Raw genomic sequence first — 14,625 nt, 5'->3', positions numbered from 1 at the left:
CTTCCGCTAATTTTGTGCATTGCAGCAATCATAGTAAAGCAATTCGGGGGTAAGTGCCAATGGGGTTTTATGTCGATCTGATGAACGTGACATACCTAGCCTGCTTATTCACTCAATTTGTACTGATGCACAAACATCACCGCCAAATCCTCTTCCGGCGTAAAATCTGTCTTTTCCAGCACAAACGTCCGCGCATCGACTTTCTTCACACCCGTGCCGCAAAAGCTAATTTTGTCTTCTGCTTTTGCCTTTTGCACCGTCAAACGAAACTTGCCAATCGCCCCCTTCCAATTTGCCCCGGTAGTGAGGATATAATCGACATAACGTGGCGACAAAACCATACCTTTATCCGGCTGATTGGTTTTATCCAACCACTTCTCAAAATCCGGTTCGATGCAATATTTGCTAATTTTTGCGGCGCGTTCCTCATCCTGAAACCACAGCATCGCCTCGCCCCCCGTGGCTGGTCGGTATTCATGTACTACCCTCAACGGTTTGCCTGCCGGAAAGGTTTGCATCCAATGGTGAGTCATGTTCACCGTGCCATCGTGCTTTTTGATCTCGGTGTCAAACGCCTTTTTCTTGCCATCCACCTGCACGGAAAAACCCATCGGGTTACTTGACTTCACATCCAGCCCAATATCCATATCCGGCTCTTCAGGGAATGCAGGCACGGGAAACGCTACCCGCGTGTTGATGTCTTGCTTCGTCGTGTTGCGAAACACATAAGCCACGCGGATTTTGTCTTCGCTGATGAATAAATCTTCCTGTTCCATCGCAATCGCATCCGTTTTGGTGAAAACCAAACCACCTGCACCCAGCGCTGCCGTCGAATCATTGGCCGACACTAACGGCGTACCGCCTAAGCACAGCAGCAAACCCACCATCCCACGCATTGCTTTATTCATGGTATAAATCCCCTATCGCTTTGTTTGATAACTTAAGTATAACGCGACAGGCTGGCAGCCCGCCTACCTTTCCGCTACCATTCCCCCCATAACCTCAGAACAAGGAAACACATGGACGCACAACCTAAAGACCCCCATACCGTCATTGTTAGCTTACGTGACACCGAAGGTACTTACACCTGTGACATTAATGCAGGCAAGCACCAAATGGTTGCGGACGAACCTGTGCCTCTCGGCGGTGATGACCTTGGTGCAGCGCCCTATCAATACCTCAAAGCCGCGCTTGGTGCTTGCACCGCGATGACTATTCGCATGTATGCCGAACGCAAAAAATGGCCCGTCGAAAACGTTATCGTCACCCTGCGCCACAGCCGCGATGCCAACAAACAAAGCGTGTTTGTGCGCGACATTCAATTGGTGGGGGAGTTAACCGACGACCAGCGCGAACGTTTGCTGGATATTGCTGACCGCTGCCCGGTTCACAAAACCCTGAGCAATGGTGTTAGTATCCTGACTAAATTGATTGATTAACTTGCTGAAGAACCCTCAATGTTGCACATTTACAATAGCCTGACCCGCCAGAAAGAAGTCTTCAAACCCATCGAACCACAGCAAGTACGTATGTACGTGTGCGGCATGACGGTGTATGACTATTGTCACCTCGGTCATGCACGGGTCATGGTAGTGTTCGACACGGTATACCGCTACCTCAAAGCTAGTGGTTACGCGGTTGATTATGTGCGCAATATTACCGACATTGATGACAAGATCATCAAACGTGCCGCTGAAAATAATGAGCCAATGGATGCGTTGACCCAACGTTTCATCGACGCGATGCACGAAGACGAAGACGCGCTCAATGTACGCCGCCCCACTTCAGAACCGCGAGCCACCGGCAATGTCCCCGAAATGCTGGCAATGATTCAAACCTTGCTCGACAAAGGCATGGCGTATCAAGGCAAAAACGGTGACGTGTATTACGATGTCTCCAAATTTGACGGCTACGGCAAACTTTCCGGGCGCAAGCTGGACGAATTACGTGCAGGCGAACGGGTCGCGGTCGACGAGGTAAAGGACGATCCGCTCGATTTCGTGCTGTGGAAAGCCGTGAAACCCGGCGAACCGGCATGGGATGCACCGTGGGGACAAGGTCGCCCTGGCTGGCACATCGAATGTTCTGCCATGTCGCAGAAATTGCTGGGGGATCATTTCGACATTCACGGCGGCGGCAGCGATTTGCAATTCCCGCACCATGAAAATGAGATTGCGCAAAGCGAAGGCTGTATCGGTCACAAACACGTCAATTACTGGATGCATAACGGCTTTATCCGCGTCAATGATGAAAAAATGTCTAAGTCATTGAACAATTTTTTCACCATCCGCGAAGTGTTGCGCGAATACAAAGCGGCGGATATTCGCTTTTTCATCCTCAACAGCCATTACCGCAGCCAGTTGAATTACGGCACGGATCAGTTAGATGCGGCACACGCCTCGCTGTCACGTTTGTATACCGCGATTCGTGGTTTGCCGGAAGCGTTTCCGGCGGCATATACCGACTACGAAAATCGCTTCGTCGCGGCAATGGATGACGATTTCAATACCCCAGAAGCCATTGCGGTGTTGTTTGAATTAGCCAGCGATATTAACCGCATTCGCAAAACCCAAAGTGATGCGACTGCCGCCAGTTTGGGAGCCTTATTGCAACGGCTGGGTAATATTCTCGGTTTATTACAAGATGACCCTGAAAGCTGGTTCCAAGGTAGCAGCAATGCTGACGGTTTGGACGCTGCCAGCATCGAAGCCCTCATTCAACAACGCTTGGATGCCCGCAAAGCCAAACAATGGGCGGAATCTGACCGTATCCGTGACGAACTCAAAGCCCAAGGCGTGATTCTGGAAGATAACGCAGGCGGCACTACTTGGAAACGAGCATAAGAACCCCTCACCCCCAGCCCCTCTCCCTCAAGGGGCGAGGGGAGTAAAGATAACTATGGAATAGATGCTGTGAATAAGATTACGATTATTGGGGCGGGTTTTGCTGCTCTGAGTTCAGTACGTGAATTGCGCAAACATAACAAAGACGTGGCAATCACGGTGATTGCGCCGCGTGCTGAGTTGCACTATTTGCCGGGGATTATCTGGATTCCCAGCGGCATCCGCAAACGCGAAGACTTGATTGTACCCCTTGGCAATTTCTTCAGCCGCATGAATGTGACCTTTCACAAGGGCAATGTCACTGGTTTGCGCGATGGCGGGCGTATTGTCGAAACCGATAACGGCGACGTTGCCAATGATGCGCTAATCATTGCTTCTGGCGGGCGTTTTATCAAAAAACTCCCTGGTATCGAACATTCCATCACACCGTGTGAAGGCATTGCTGCTGCCGAACAAATCCGCGACCGTTTGAATGCCTTGCAAGGCGGCACGATTGCGATTGGTTTTGCAGGCAACCCGAATGAGCCAAGTGCCATGCGTGGTGGACCGATGTTCGAGTGGGAACCTCTAAAAACCCACTGATACCCACACAAATGTGAGAAAATGCTCATCTGAGCCACCGCCCCGTTACTAGCCATGCCCAAGAAAAGTGCCATCAAAACCAGTCTGTTTGCCGCCGAAGAGCGTGAACAGAAACTCGACCGCAAGGGCGACCTGCTGTCCACGCTGAACCAGCACGTCAACTTTGTCGCCTTGGCAGCAGAAATCGACCACATCGCCCCACGCCCAAGTGACAAGCGAGGAGGCCGTCCACCCTACCCAACGGAACTGATGGTACGGGTCTTGGTGTTGCAACACCTGTACAACCTGTCGGACGAGGCATTGGAATACCAATTGCTTGACCGGCTGTCGTTCCAACGGTTTTGTGGCCTGCGTCATTCCAGCACGATCCCGGATGCCAATACCTTGTGGGTATTCCGTGAACGGATCAGTGCGGCAGGTGGTGCGGATGCCCTGTTTGATGCCGTCCAACGGCAATTACAACAACACGGTTTTATTGCCCGTGGTGGTCAAATCGTCGATGCCACGCTGGTGGAAGCCCCTAAACAACATTTCCACAAAGAAGAAAAAGCGCTGTTGGAACAAGCGGCAACACCCGCTGGCTGGACACCTGCCAACGTCGCCAAAAGGATACGGAAGCAAGCTGGACGAAAAAACACGGCAAAAGCTACCACGGCTACAAACTCAGTATCAGTGCCGATCGGAAATACAAACTCATCCGCAAACGCCACATCAGCACCGCCAAAGAGCATGACACCAACCATTTTGAAGCGGTGCTTGACCGAGCCAACACCAGCCGTGACGTATGGGCGGACAAAGGTTATGAAGACCAATCCCGTGAACAACGCCTCAACCAAGGTAGCTGGCGGTTACACATCCAGCACAAAGCCAAGAAAGGCAAGCCGCAATCCGACTGCCAGAAACGCCGCAACACCCGCATCGCCAGACCCCGCGCACGGGTTGAGCATGTGTTTGGGTCAATCTGTGCGATGGGTGGCAAAGCCATCCGCAGCATTGGGTTGGCACGGGCAGTATTCGGCCTCAGCATCAAAGCAACCGTGTATAACCTGCGTCGGCTCTGTTCGCTCAGAGAGGGCGGAGTTGTGCCCATTTGATGGAGAAATTCCCGAAAAAACAGCAAAAATGCGGAAAAACAACCTGATTGTGGCTTGGTGTGCTAAAAATTGAGATGGGTTGGTGTTTTTTTAACAAAATGCCGATAGGCCAACGCTAACCGTTGCAATACGCCGGGTTTTTAGAGGTTCCCGAGTTCCTATTCGGCACGGATACTTTGCTGCGTCAACAAGGTCGTCGTGACAAATTCAAACTGGTATTTTTCAGCCCTGCTGACAAACCCGGCAACCGCTTGGGCGAAAAAGCGGTGAAAGGCTTGCTGGATGAAATGCAAAAACGCGGCATTGAAACCCATCTCGGTCACAAAATGAAAGGCTTTGAAGCCGACAAGGTGAAGACAGAGGGCGGCGAATTTGCGGCTGATTTGATTCTGTTTATGCCGGGAATGACGGGCAATCTGTGGTTTGATAACACCACCCTGCCCCGTTCTGCGGGCGGTTTGCTCAAAGCCAACCAACATTGCAAAGTGGAAGGTTTCGACAAGGTGTATGTCGCGGGCGATTCTGGCAGTTTCCCCGGCCCCGACTGGATGCCGAAACAAGCGCACATGGCAGACTTGCAAGCCGAAGCTGCCGCCAAAAACGTGCTGGCAGAACTTAATGGCAGCACTGCGGATGCGACGTTCAAGATTGAATTGATGTGTATCGTCGATTCCAATAACAAGGGAATGCTGGTGTCGCGTACCGAACAAAAGAACCTAATGTTGCCGAACTCCCGCGTGTTCCATTGGGCGAAACGCGGGTTTGAATGGTGGTATTTGCGCCAGTACCGTTAATGCTCAAGCGCAAACGGCTTACCAAACGCAAAACCCTGCTCAGTTGGAGCAGCGGTAAAGATAGCGCTTGGGCGCTGCATCTGCTGCAACAAGACCCCAGCATTGAACTGGTTGGGCTGTTTACCTTGATTGAGCAGAAACACAACCGCGCTTCGATGCACGACACCCGCATTGAAATGTTGCAACATCAAGCGGATGCCGCCGGTTTACCACTGGAATTGGTCGTGCTACCCGACGAATGCAGCAATGAGCAATACGATGCGATTATGCAGGCATACATCGCGAGCGCTGCCCGCAATCGGGTGGAATGCATGGCGTTTGGCGATTTGTTTGTGAGTGAAATTCGTCAATACCGCGAACGGCAATTACAAGGCAGCGGCATCAGCCCGCTGTTCCCACTGTGGGGTATGTGCACCCGATATTTGGTTGAAACCATGCTGGCTGCGGGGTTACACGCCCACATTAGCAGCGTTGACCTGAATAAACTTCCCGCACACTTGGCAGGCAAACGCTGGTCTAAAGACGTGATTGCAGGCTTCCCGGATGGCTGCCACCCTTGCGGCGAAAACGGTGAAATTCACACCGTAGTTGTGGCTGGCCCGATGTTCAATAAACCCATTCCGGTGAGTGTTGGTGCGGTTATTGAGCGGGATGGGTTTGCCTACGCCGATATTATTCCTCAAGGTTTAGGAGTTTAGCCGTTGCTCTTGCAACCCACCCACCATCAAAACCCCTTCCCTTTTTTTGCTGTGGATGCCGCCTTTTCTGAAGAACAGTGTGCGGCGCTTGAGCAGCTATTTGTGCAAGACAGTGGGTGGCAACATCGCGATGGCGCGTTTTACCGTTGTTCACTGCGCGATGTTACTGAGGAGATTCCGGCAACGTTTCATGCCGACATACTTGCTCGAATGCGTGAGATTACGGGATTGCCACTCGTGGAACGTTTTATGGTCACGGCGCAACGGATGCTGCCCGGACACGTCATTGGTATCCACAGCGACCGCCCGTTCTTGGGCTATGAAATTGCGCGATTGGTCTTGCAACTCAATAAGCACTGGCAAGCTGAACATGGCGGGGTACTGGAATTATTTGCCTCACCAGAAAGCGAAGCCGTCTTCAAGGTTAACCCAGAACACAACAAAGCCTTTGGCTTTTTACTGCACCCGAAGTCTTATCATGGTGTCACCGAAGTGACCCAGCCGCGCCAAACCGTGGTCTTCAATTTCTGGCATGTCGCCAATACGCCCGAACTTGAAGCGCACATTAAAGCCTTGTTTGCCAACCTGCATTTCTCAGAATTACCCGCAGCACTTGACCCGATTGCCGCCGCTGCTGAAGCAAGTTTGCCGGAAGAGGTGACATATCGCGCAGGTACGACGGCGATTGCGCTGCATCGTTGGGGCTATGACGCGGCAACCATTGTGAGCGGCTACCAGTACAGTGCTGGATTGGATGGCAGTCATTCTCACGATGCAGAAACCTATGCAGCCGTGCGGCTTGCGGATTGGGTGGCGTACTTGTATCGGGATTCGTTTGATTTGGTACGTTGGGAAATCTTGCGCGGCGAACTGGAGGGAATGGAAAGATTTACGCGCTTGCTACCGACTTGGCAGCTTTGTTTGCCGGAAATGTCTTGAACTGGGATTTGCAGGATTTAAGGATTAATAGGATGAAGATGGGTTCTTCTCTTCCATCCTGTTCATCCTTAAATCCTAAAAATCATGGTTCAGACAATCAAAGGGGTTTTACCGCTCTGGCGTGGTCCGGTAATCGACACCACGGGGAAACCCACAGCCAATTTCTTCAATAAATCCGCAGCGTTACGCTTAATCATGGCTAATCACAACCTCAATTCCTGATTAGCTAGGTATGCAGTTCCGGCAAGCAAAAGAAAACCCCGACTCAAGGGTTAAACATACCCGCTCCCACTTTATGCTTAGGTCGTATTCCACGGAAGGATACGCTACAATCCTTTGAAATCATTGGCATCCAGTCGGAGATATGCGACAGAATGTCGTTTTTAACGGCGACGCTAAGTCCCTACCTAATAGTAGTTATACGACCGGGGAGACCTGATGACTATCAAGTGCTCTGTTTACATTGCGGCAAGCGTCGACGGATTTATTGCTACTCTCGACGGCGGCATCGAGTGGCTCGAAAAGCCTGAGTACTCTTCAGCGCCCATGGAAGGGCTGAGCTATGACGAGTTCATCTCAACCGTAGATGCGCTTGTGATGGGTAGAAACACCTTCGAAAAGGTACTCACCTTTGAAGCTTGGCCTTACGAAGGAATGCCGGTGGTGGTTCTTTCCAGCACTGATTTGGCAATCCCGGAACACTTGAGAGATGCGGTCAGGCATGAGTCAGGAGAACCAAATGAAATTGTTGAACGGCTCGCCAAAGCGAACATGCGTCATCTCTACATTGACGGCGGGGTTACGATCCAGCGGTTTCTGAAAGACAAATTGATTAATGAACTCACAATCACCCGCATTCCCGTGCTGCTTGGGGCGGGTCTCCCTCTCTTTGGGGGTGCTGGCCCTGAGCAGAAGTTAAAACTGGCGCATGTGACGGCATCCGATAACGGGTTTGTCCAAGAGCGTTATATTGTTGAGAGCGTCGTATAACAATCGGTTGCAGCGGACGGTCTACGCCGCCAGGAAATTGCGCCAAAAAGCTACGCGGATCGTGCAAAGCGAAATCGCGGGTATCGGGGTCTTCCAGCGTGACGTAAGGTTTTTCCGCAAAACAATGCTGCGCCAAGGTCGTTTTACCGCTCTGGCGTGGCCGGGTAATTGACACCAGGGGGAAACCCACAGCCAATTTCTTCAACAAATCCGCAGCGTTACGCTTAACCATGGCTAATCACAACCTCAATTCCTGATTAGCCAAGTATGCGATTCTGGCAGGCAGAGGGAAAGGTGAAATGCTTGATCTAGTCGACATACGTATCTTCGGTACGCAGACTGTAATGCTTCACGTGGATACGGTCACGCACTTGGTCGAGTAGCTTGGGTGGTTTTTTTTCTGGCGGGTTTATCATGTCGTTTCCCATTCCGTTTAGGTCGTATTAGTTGGAATAATACGCTACAATCCCTTGAAATCGTTGGCATCCAGTCAGGTATATGCGACAGGATGTCGTTTTTAACGGCGACATTAATTCGCCTAATAGTAGTTAGGTGCTAGGGATAATTGGTGCTTCCACTAAAAGTTAGAACACTAGCACCGCCTGATTGTTAAGGGCTAGCTCATCGGGGTGATAATGGAAGAAAAAGTTTATGAACTTGAAGAACTTGAAACTTTATCTGAGCAAGAACTCAAAGCATGTTTAGAAGATAGTTGGAACATAAAAAATGGTCAGTTTGATGTCTGGGGAGAGATAACGCTATTAAAAGATACAGCCTAGGGATATTTAATGAACCCACGTACTATAAGTGATAATAAATTACTAACTTATCCATTAAGAGGCATTAGCAGTATTTGTGCGTTCTTTATTAATCCCAATGATGCTCAAAAATTTGGTGATCGGAATTCACCCCGTCTTATTCGCTGTAAATTAGGGTTATCTCCACTCTCAGAGCGCGAAAAACACAATATTCCTTTTGAAATGAATGTGTTGCCTGGCAGTTGCTCATTGCTTGAAGAACTACCAGAAGAAAGTCTGCATGAGCTCTTGACATATAATGAAAAAAGATTATTTATCTCTAAAAGTATTTACGAATTTTACCACCGTCAAGCTGATGAAAAAATCAAGCAAGAGTTTGAAACCATAAAAACAAAGCAAGAAAAAGAGCTATCTGATGCTCGCGATCATGCTGAAAAACATCTCGAATATATTCAGAATGAGACCTCATCAAATTTAGAAAAACGAGACGCCGCAATAGAGGTTAATAAACTTCTAGTCTCTAATAAGAAAATACTTAATGAGACCATCAAGTCTCTAACGAACCAAGAGCAGAAAAAACAAGAAAGCATAGCTCAATTAACAGCACAATTTTTTCAGTTAGAGGCAGAAATGAATCGTAAAATGAAACGTCTTAAAAACTATATATCCGACAAAGCTTCATTTTTGAAAACCTTTGAGTTTTTAGATGAAGAAGACCTTGAACACTTTTTACTTGAGCCAAAGCCTCAAGCTGAGAGAATGGATGGCATTTCTTTTAAAGACGAATTAGATAGCGATTACCAGCAAGCGGTGTCTTACATTCATGCGCACTTAGTTGAAAAAGATATTTTGTACCCTCGCCATATTATTGAAAACTATATTACATTACTTCGTACTAAAGATTTGATCGTGCTGGCAGGAGATTCAGGTTCTGGTAAAACCAACTTAATCAAGTCCTTTGCAAAAGCGGTCGGTGGCAAGTCTGTTATTATCCCTGTAAAACCAAACTTGACAAGTTCTGAAGATTTACTTGGCTATTACAATCCGCTTGAAAAAAAATACCTTGCCACTCCATTTTTAGAGGCATTACTAGAAGCACAACAGAATCCAGAAATTTTATATTTTATCTGCCTTGATGAAATGAACCTTGCTCGAGTAGAGTATTATTTTGCTGACTTTTTATCTCTTTTAGAATCGCGAGATGAAGAGCCAGAAATCACTCTTTATTCGGAGGATGAATCTGCCCATGTGCTTTCAGAGTTAAAGGCAGTGGTTGAAATCATTCAAGCGGGTAAAGAGAAGTACAGCCAAGATGGCATTATTAACTTTATTGAACTCTTGAAAGATGAAGAACTTAACAATCACTTAAGGCAAGCATTTGGATTTAGTGATAAAAATTCACTTATTAAGTATCACAGCGAAATTCGCCGTATGCTGTCTGCTGTAATGACAATGCCATCACGAATAAAAATGCCTGCAAATGTGCATATTATTGGCGCAATTAATATTGATGAAACCACACACTACCTTTCGCCAAAGATTCTTGATCGTGCTCATATAATGCGTTTCGAATCACCACTTTTATCTGATTGGAGCCAAATTCTATTGGAAATAGAGACGTATGGCTTTAGCGATGTATCAAAGCCATTGCTTATTGATATACAAGCTCTAGGTGTTCGAGAGAATTATCCAAAATTTGAGCGTGAAAATGAGTTTTGTCAGCTCTTTGTTGAGCTTAATAGAGGGAACCTCTAAAAACCCGGCGTATTGCAACGGTTAGCGTTGGCCTATCGGCATTTTGTTAAAAAAACACCAACCCATCTCAATTTTTAGCACACCAAGCCACAATCAGGTTGTTTTTCCGCATTTTTGCTGTTTTTTCGGGAATTTCTCCATCAAATGGGCACAACTCCGCCCTCTCTGAGCGAACAGAGCCGACGCAGGTTATACACGGTTGCTTTGATGCTGAGGCCGAATACTGCCCGTGCCAACCCAATGCTGCGGATGGCTTTGCCACCCATCGCACAGATTGACCCAAACACATGCTCAACCCGTGCGCGGGGTCTGGCGATGCGGGTGTTGCGGCGTTTCTGGCAGTCGGATTGCGGCTTGCCTTTCTTGGCTTTGTGCTGGATGTGTAACCGCCAGCTACCTTGGTTGAGGCGTTGTTCACGGGATTGGTCTTCATAACCTTTGTCCGCCCATACGTCACGGCTGGTGTTGGCTCGGTCAAGCACCGCTTCAAAATGGTTGGTGTCATGCTCTTTGGCGGTGCTGATGTGGCGTTTGCGGATGAGTTTGTATTTCCGATCGGCACTGATACTGAGTTTGTAGCCGTGGTAGCTTTTGCCGTGTTTTTTCGTCCAGCTTGCTTCCGTATCCTTTTGGCGACGTTGGCAGGTGTCCAGCCAGCGGGTGTTGCCGCTTGTTCCAACAGCGCTTTTTCTTCTTTGTGGAAATGTTGTTTAGGGGCTTCCACCAGCGTGGCATCGACGATTTGACCACCACGGGCAATAAAACCGTGTTGTTGTAATTGCCGTTGGACGGCATCAAACAGGGCATCCGCACCACCTGCCGCACTGATCCGTTCACGGAATACCCACAAGGTATTGGCATCCGGGATCGTGCTGGAATGACGCAGGCCACAAAACCGTTGGAACGACAGCCGGTCAAGCAATTGGTATTCCAATGCCTCGTCCGACAGGTTGTACAGGTGTTGCAACACCAAGACCCGTACCATCAGTTCCGTTGGGTAGGGTGGACGGCCTCCTCGCTTGTCACTTGGGCGTGGGGCGATGTGGTCGATTTCTGCTGCCAAGGCGACAAAGTTGACGTGCTGGTTCAGCGTGGACAGCAGGTCGCCCTTGCGGTCGAGTTTCTGTTCACGCTCTTCGGCGGCAAACAGACTGGTTTTGATGGCACTTTTCTTGGGCATGGCTAGTAACGGGGCGGTGGCTCAGATGAGCATTTTCTCACATTTGTGTGGGTATCAGTGGGTTTTTAGAGGTTCCCTGGCGTCCGAAGCATTACCCTGCAACTTTGGAGGATGGGTTTACTTTTTCTAGACCGGGGATACCAGAATTTGTGGCATTCACGACGGGGTTGTCGGTAGTTGAGGATTGGGGGCGTTGGAGTGATGCTGTTCTTAGTCCAACTGTCAGGGTCACCATGCGTGAACCACTCCTGGGGGACGTCTGCTTAGTGATAAAAGCACATACTACGCCTAAGCAAGTAGGTAGGGATATATGGGTGCGCATGGGGGGCGTAACGCAGTCATGGCTACCTGAAACAGAAGCAGTAAGAACCTACCAGTTTGATTTTATATTGCCAGAACCAGTTTCGATTATTGAAGTTGAACCAACTGCACCGGGATACCCGGCAGACTGGGATCAGGGCAACACAGATTTGCGTAAGTTGGGTGTCGGGTTTCATCATCTCGCGGTATTGAAAGGTAACTGTGCCAAGAAACTTATTAATGAGGAAGTGAAAAAGTGAAACTGCTAAATAGGTTGTTTGGGCAACAGGATGTTGTGAAAAAGGCGGAGGTTTATTCTCGTCCTTTTCTATTGACAGCCAGTGAGGAAGATATTGCTGCCTGTTTCCGTCTGCTGCTGAACCGTAATCCAGGGGAAAAGGAATGGCATGGGCATCGCCAGACTGCTGGTATACCACTGGTTGAGATTGTCAGTAAATTCCTGCATAGCAACGAGTTCAAAAGCCGCAAGTTGAGCAGTAGTTCGCTGGCGGAAAGCGGGCATGACATCATCGACACGCTGGAAGGTTTCCGTATTTGCATCAGCCGGGATGATAAGGTGTGCGGTAGTCTGCGGGATAGCCGGGATTATGAGGCTGCGGTCACGTCCATTGTTAAAAAGGTGCTCTCGCCGGGTATGAACTTTGTCGATATTGGTGCAAATATCGGTTATTTCAGCCTGCTGGCGTCGCGTCTGGTGGGTGAAATCGGCAAGGTGTTTGCGGTCGAACCCTACCCTTACAACCTCAAGCTACTGAACCTCAATCTGATGCTGAACGCTTGCCATAACGTGGAGGTATTGCCGTTTGCGCTGGCGGAGAAAAAAGGTTTCCTGAATTACGATGACAGTGCGGGCAATAGCGGCAATGTGTTTGCATTGGACGCAAACCTCGAAGCCATACTGGAATCAGTGCTGGTATATGCGGTGCGGCTGGATGATGTACTGGTATCCGATAAGCCTATTGATCTGATCAAGATGGATATTGAAGGTGCAGAATACCTGGCAATCCAAGGGATGAAGCGTATTATCCAGCAGGATCGCCCCATCATGATCAGCGAATTGTCGGAAGGTTTTTTGCAAAGTGTTTCTGGCGTTACCATGCGAGACTATCTGCAAGCCTTGTTGCCGGATGATAGCTGGCAACTGGCGATTATCCGGGGTGTGGATGAGCTGGAGTTTTGTGGATGTGATATTGAGGCTGTGATCCGTCGCTTTCAGGAAGGCTGTTCCATTTGCATGGATATTGTGGCGTATCCAGCAGAAAAACATGAACTATTGTTATAGGAGTTCTCTGTTTTCATTGTTGTTTCACCACTTATGCAACTCATCGGCAAACGGCCATAAGGCAGGGTTGGCAGGCACGTCAAACCAGCCAAACATGTTGTTCAGTAGCCAGGCAAGGTCGTAAGGCAGGGCAGAGGTGCGCGGTTCTCCGATCCACACCCAGCTCCACGGTATCAGTAGCCATAGCAGGAATAGCCCCGCTACTTGTCGGTCAGTGAATTGCGTCAGGAACTCCCGGTTTAACAGCCAGTAAACCGCCAGTAACGGGAAGGTGACAATTGCCAATACCCGTGTCTGGTCAGCCGACACCAGTAACAGCAGCAGCAAACCCGCCAGCGTGAGAAAAAACGCCAACGACTGCCTGCCCTGATCCGCATATTTCAGTGCCACCAACCAGCCCAGCCCCAGCACCGACCACAGAATGTGATGCAAGTGGAAAAAGAACGAACCTAACAACAGGTCGAGGTGTTCCTGTAGCCAGAATGTCCTGCCGCTGTTCACCTGCATATCCGCATGGTTGAAGACACCAATCAGTGTCAGTTTGCCTGCCACAATCCCCGCCAGCAGAAATAACGGGAAAACAGGTGATTTTTTGTCGAGTAGCAGTGCAAACAGCAAGCCTCCTATGGCGAATAATGCCTGCTCAAAATGCTGCATTCCCAACAGGATGCCAATGCAGAGGAAGAAAATCCCCCTCAATCCCCCTTTTGCAAAGGGGGAGGCTAGAATAGGCCAGTTTCCTGTTCCCCCCTTTGCAAAAGGGGGGCTAGGGGGGATTTCTCCCACCGCCAGCAACAGCAACAACAGTGTCAGCGCATCTGGCCCTGTCCAGAAATATGCTGTTGCCGATACCGGCAGCAGTGCGAACACGATCAGTGCTACCCGCGCTTCGCGTTCCGGCAAGCGGACAAATATCTGCCGGATGAATAGTGCCGTAAAGGCCACCACAAAACCCAGATGCAGCAGGAAAAATGCCCAGAACGCCTTGATGCCCAATAACCACGCTATGAAGGGGCTAAGCCAGTTCCACACCAGATAATGTGCATTCGGGTCGGTGAATGGGTTGGCAAACGGGTTCAAGGCCAGTGCCAGCGACATCTCCAGATTGGGGATGTACCAGATGCCGGTTTTGAACAGCATCACCAATAGAATGACCGTCACCAGCTTCCATACCGCTGTGTGGAAAATGAAATGTTCAAACCATAACAACAGTTTCATGGCATTACAGCGCCAAGCGTTTGAAGATGGTTTCAGGAATGGCGCGGATCACTGTCATGATCAGCCACCACCAGCCCGGCAAGTAAGCCACATCACGTTTACGTTCAATGGCTTGTTCAATTCCGGCGGCGATGGTTTCTGGTGCTGCCCTAGAGAGTTTTTCCATAAATT

At 49.4% G+C, this 14,625-nt stretch carries 14 protein-coding genes and 2 pseudogenes; 12 read left to right on the top strand and 4 right to left on the bottom strand.

Features of this window, described 5'->3' with window-relative positions; all coding sequences use genetic code 11:
- Nucleotides 1-104: 104 nt before the first annotated feature.
- Nucleotides 105-908 carry a DUF4424 family protein gene (locus tag L2Y54_RS12385; protein WP_236496424.1) on the bottom strand — a complete coding sequence of 268 codons (804 nt, stop codon included), beginning with the start codon at nt 906-908 and terminating at the stop codon, nt 105-107.
- 111 nt (nt 909-1,019) lie between these two features.
- Between L2Y54_RS12385 and L2Y54_RS12380 the strand changes: the two genes are divergently transcribed.
- The 10 genes and pseudogenes from L2Y54_RS12380 to L2Y54_RS12335 all read left to right on the top strand — a co-directional run bounded on the left by L2Y54_RS12380 (nt 1,020) and on the right by L2Y54_RS12335 (nt 10,453).
- Complete coding sequence (locus L2Y54_RS12380) at nt 1,020-1,439, top strand: OsmC family protein (RefSeq protein ID WP_236496423.1); 420 nt, start codon at nt 1,020-1,022, stop codon at nt 1,437-1,439.
- A gap of 18 nt (nt 1,440-1,457) precedes the next feature.
- Complete coding sequence (cysS, locus tag L2Y54_RS12375) at nt 1,458-2,843, top strand: cysteine--tRNA ligase (RefSeq protein WP_236496421.1); 1,386 nt, start codon at nt 1,458-1,460, stop codon at nt 2,841-2,843.
- Between the two features lie 69 nt (nt 2,844-2,912).
- On the top strand, nt 2,913-3,425 hold the full coding sequence (locus L2Y54_RS12370; protein WP_236496420.1) for an FAD-dependent oxidoreductase: 513 nt from the start codon (nt 2,913-2,915) through the stop codon (nt 3,423-3,425).
- Nucleotides 3,426-3,479: 54 nt separating this feature from the next.
- Nucleotides 3,480-4,519: pseudogene (locus tag L2Y54_RS12365) on the top strand (IS5 family transposase).
- Between the two features lie 176 nt (nt 4,520-4,695).
- Nucleotides 4,696-5,313: an NAD(P)/FAD-dependent oxidoreductase gene (locus tag L2Y54_RS12360; RefSeq protein WP_311196187.1), complete on the top strand. Its 618-nt coding sequence runs from the start codon at nt 4,696-4,698 to the stop codon at nt 5,311-5,313.
- On the top strand, nt 5,286-6,011 hold the full coding sequence (locus L2Y54_RS12355; protein ID WP_236496419.1) for a Dph6-related ATP pyrophosphatase: 726 nt from the start codon (nt 5,286-5,288) through the stop codon (nt 6,009-6,011). Before L2Y54_RS12360 ends, L2Y54_RS12355 begins: the two co-directional genes overlap by 28 nt.
- A gap of 3 nt (nt 6,012-6,014) precedes the next feature.
- Nucleotides 6,015-6,950 carry a 2OG-Fe(II) oxygenase gene (locus tag L2Y54_RS12350; protein WP_236496417.1) on the top strand — a complete coding sequence of 312 codons (936 nt, stop codon included), beginning with the start codon at nt 6,015-6,017 and terminating at the stop codon, nt 6,948-6,950.
- A gap of 438 nt (nt 6,951-7,388) precedes the next feature.
- On the top strand, nt 7,389-7,940 hold the full coding sequence (locus L2Y54_RS12345) for a dihydrofolate reductase family protein (RefSeq protein ID WP_236496416.1): 552 nt from the start codon (nt 7,389-7,391) through the stop codon (nt 7,938-7,940).
- Nucleotides 7,941-8,575: 635 nt separating this feature from the next.
- The gene (locus L2Y54_RS12340) at nt 8,576-8,719 is read left to right on the top strand and encodes a hypothetical protein (RefSeq protein WP_236496414.1); all 144 of its coding nucleotides are present in this window, start codon (nt 8,576-8,578) and stop codon (nt 8,717-8,719) included.
- 9 nt (nt 8,720-8,728) lie between these two features.
- Complete coding sequence (locus L2Y54_RS12335) at nt 8,729-10,453, top strand: McrB family protein (protein WP_236496413.1); 1,725 nt, start codon at nt 8,729-8,731, stop codon at nt 10,451-10,453.
- Between the two features lie 140 nt (nt 10,454-10,593).
- Here the strand turns inward: L2Y54_RS12335 and L2Y54_RS12330 are convergent.
- Nucleotides 10,594-11,633, bottom strand: a pseudogene (locus L2Y54_RS12330) (IS5 family transposase).
- Between the two features lie 47 nt (nt 11,634-11,680).
- On the opposite strand from L2Y54_RS12330, the gene L2Y54_RS21890 reads away from it, so the two are divergent.
- Together L2Y54_RS21890 and L2Y54_RS12320 are read left to right on the top strand one after the other, a co-directional pair.
- Complete coding sequence (locus tag L2Y54_RS21890; protein WP_414718425.1) at nt 11,681-12,193, top strand: DUF7024 domain-containing protein; 513 nt, start codon at nt 11,681-11,683, stop codon at nt 12,191-12,193.
- Nucleotides 12,190-13,236 carry an FkbM family methyltransferase gene (locus L2Y54_RS12320; RefSeq protein ID WP_236496410.1) on the top strand — a complete coding sequence of 349 codons (1,047 nt, stop codon included), beginning with the start codon at nt 12,190-12,192 and terminating at the stop codon, nt 13,234-13,236. Before L2Y54_RS21890 ends, L2Y54_RS12320 begins: the two co-directional genes overlap by 4 nt.
- A 24-nt stretch (nt 13,237-13,260) precedes the next feature.
- On the opposite strand, the gene L2Y54_RS12315 is transcribed toward L2Y54_RS12320, so the two are convergent.
- Nucleotides 13,261-14,454 carry a hypothetical protein gene (locus L2Y54_RS12315; protein ID WP_236496408.1) on the bottom strand — a complete coding sequence of 398 codons (1,194 nt, stop codon included), beginning with the start codon at nt 14,452-14,454 and terminating at the stop codon, nt 13,261-13,263.
- A 4-nt stretch (nt 14,455-14,458) separates the two neighbouring features.
- Entirely contained in the window at nt 14,459-14,620 is a 162-nt protein-coding gene (locus L2Y54_RS12310; protein WP_236496407.1) for a hypothetical protein, read from the bottom strand.
- Nucleotides 14,621-14,625 lie beyond the last annotated feature (5 nt).

It is taken from the genome of Thiothrix winogradskyi (assembly GCF_021650935.1).
Taxonomy (GTDB): Bacteria; Pseudomonadota; Gammaproteobacteria; order Thiotrichales; family Thiotrichaceae; genus Thiothrix; species Thiothrix winogradskyi.
This window is presented reverse-complemented; position numbering and strand designations above follow the sequence as displayed.

Bases quoted from the DNA above. Each gene is read 5' to 3' on its own strand.
- L2Y54_RS12335 (WP_236496413.1), top strand. From the start codon at position 8,729: ATGAACCCACGTACTATAAGTGATAATAAATTACTAACTTATCCATTA.
- L2Y54_RS12315 (WP_236496408.1), bottom strand. From the start codon at position 14,454: ATGAAACTGTTGTTATGGTTTGAACATTTCATTTTCCACACAGCGGTA.
- L2Y54_RS12355 (WP_236496419.1), top strand. From the start codon at position 5,286: ATGGTGGTATTTGCGCCAGTACCGTTAATGCTCAAGCGCAAACGGCTT.
- L2Y54_RS12385 (WP_236496424.1), bottom strand. From the start codon at position 908: ATGAATAAAGCAATGCGTGGGATGGTGGGTTTGCTGCTGTGCTTAGGC.
- cysS (WP_236496421.1), top strand. From the start codon at position 1,458: ATGTTGCACATTTACAATAGCCTGACCCGCCAGAAAGAAGTCTTCAAA.
- L2Y54_RS12310 (WP_236496407.1), bottom strand. From the start codon at position 14,620: ATGGAAAAACTCTCTAGGGCAGCACCAGAAACCATCGCCGCCGGAATT.
- L2Y54_RS12340 (WP_236496414.1), top strand. From the start codon at position 8,576: ATGGAAGAAAAAGTTTATGAACTTGAAGAACTTGAAACTTTATCTGAG.
- L2Y54_RS12345 (WP_236496416.1), top strand. From the start codon at position 7,389: ATGACTATCAAGTGCTCTGTTTACATTGCGGCAAGCGTCGACGGATTT.
- L2Y54_RS12380 (WP_236496423.1), top strand. From the start codon at position 1,020: ATGGACGCACAACCTAAAGACCCCCATACCGTCATTGTTAGCTTACGT.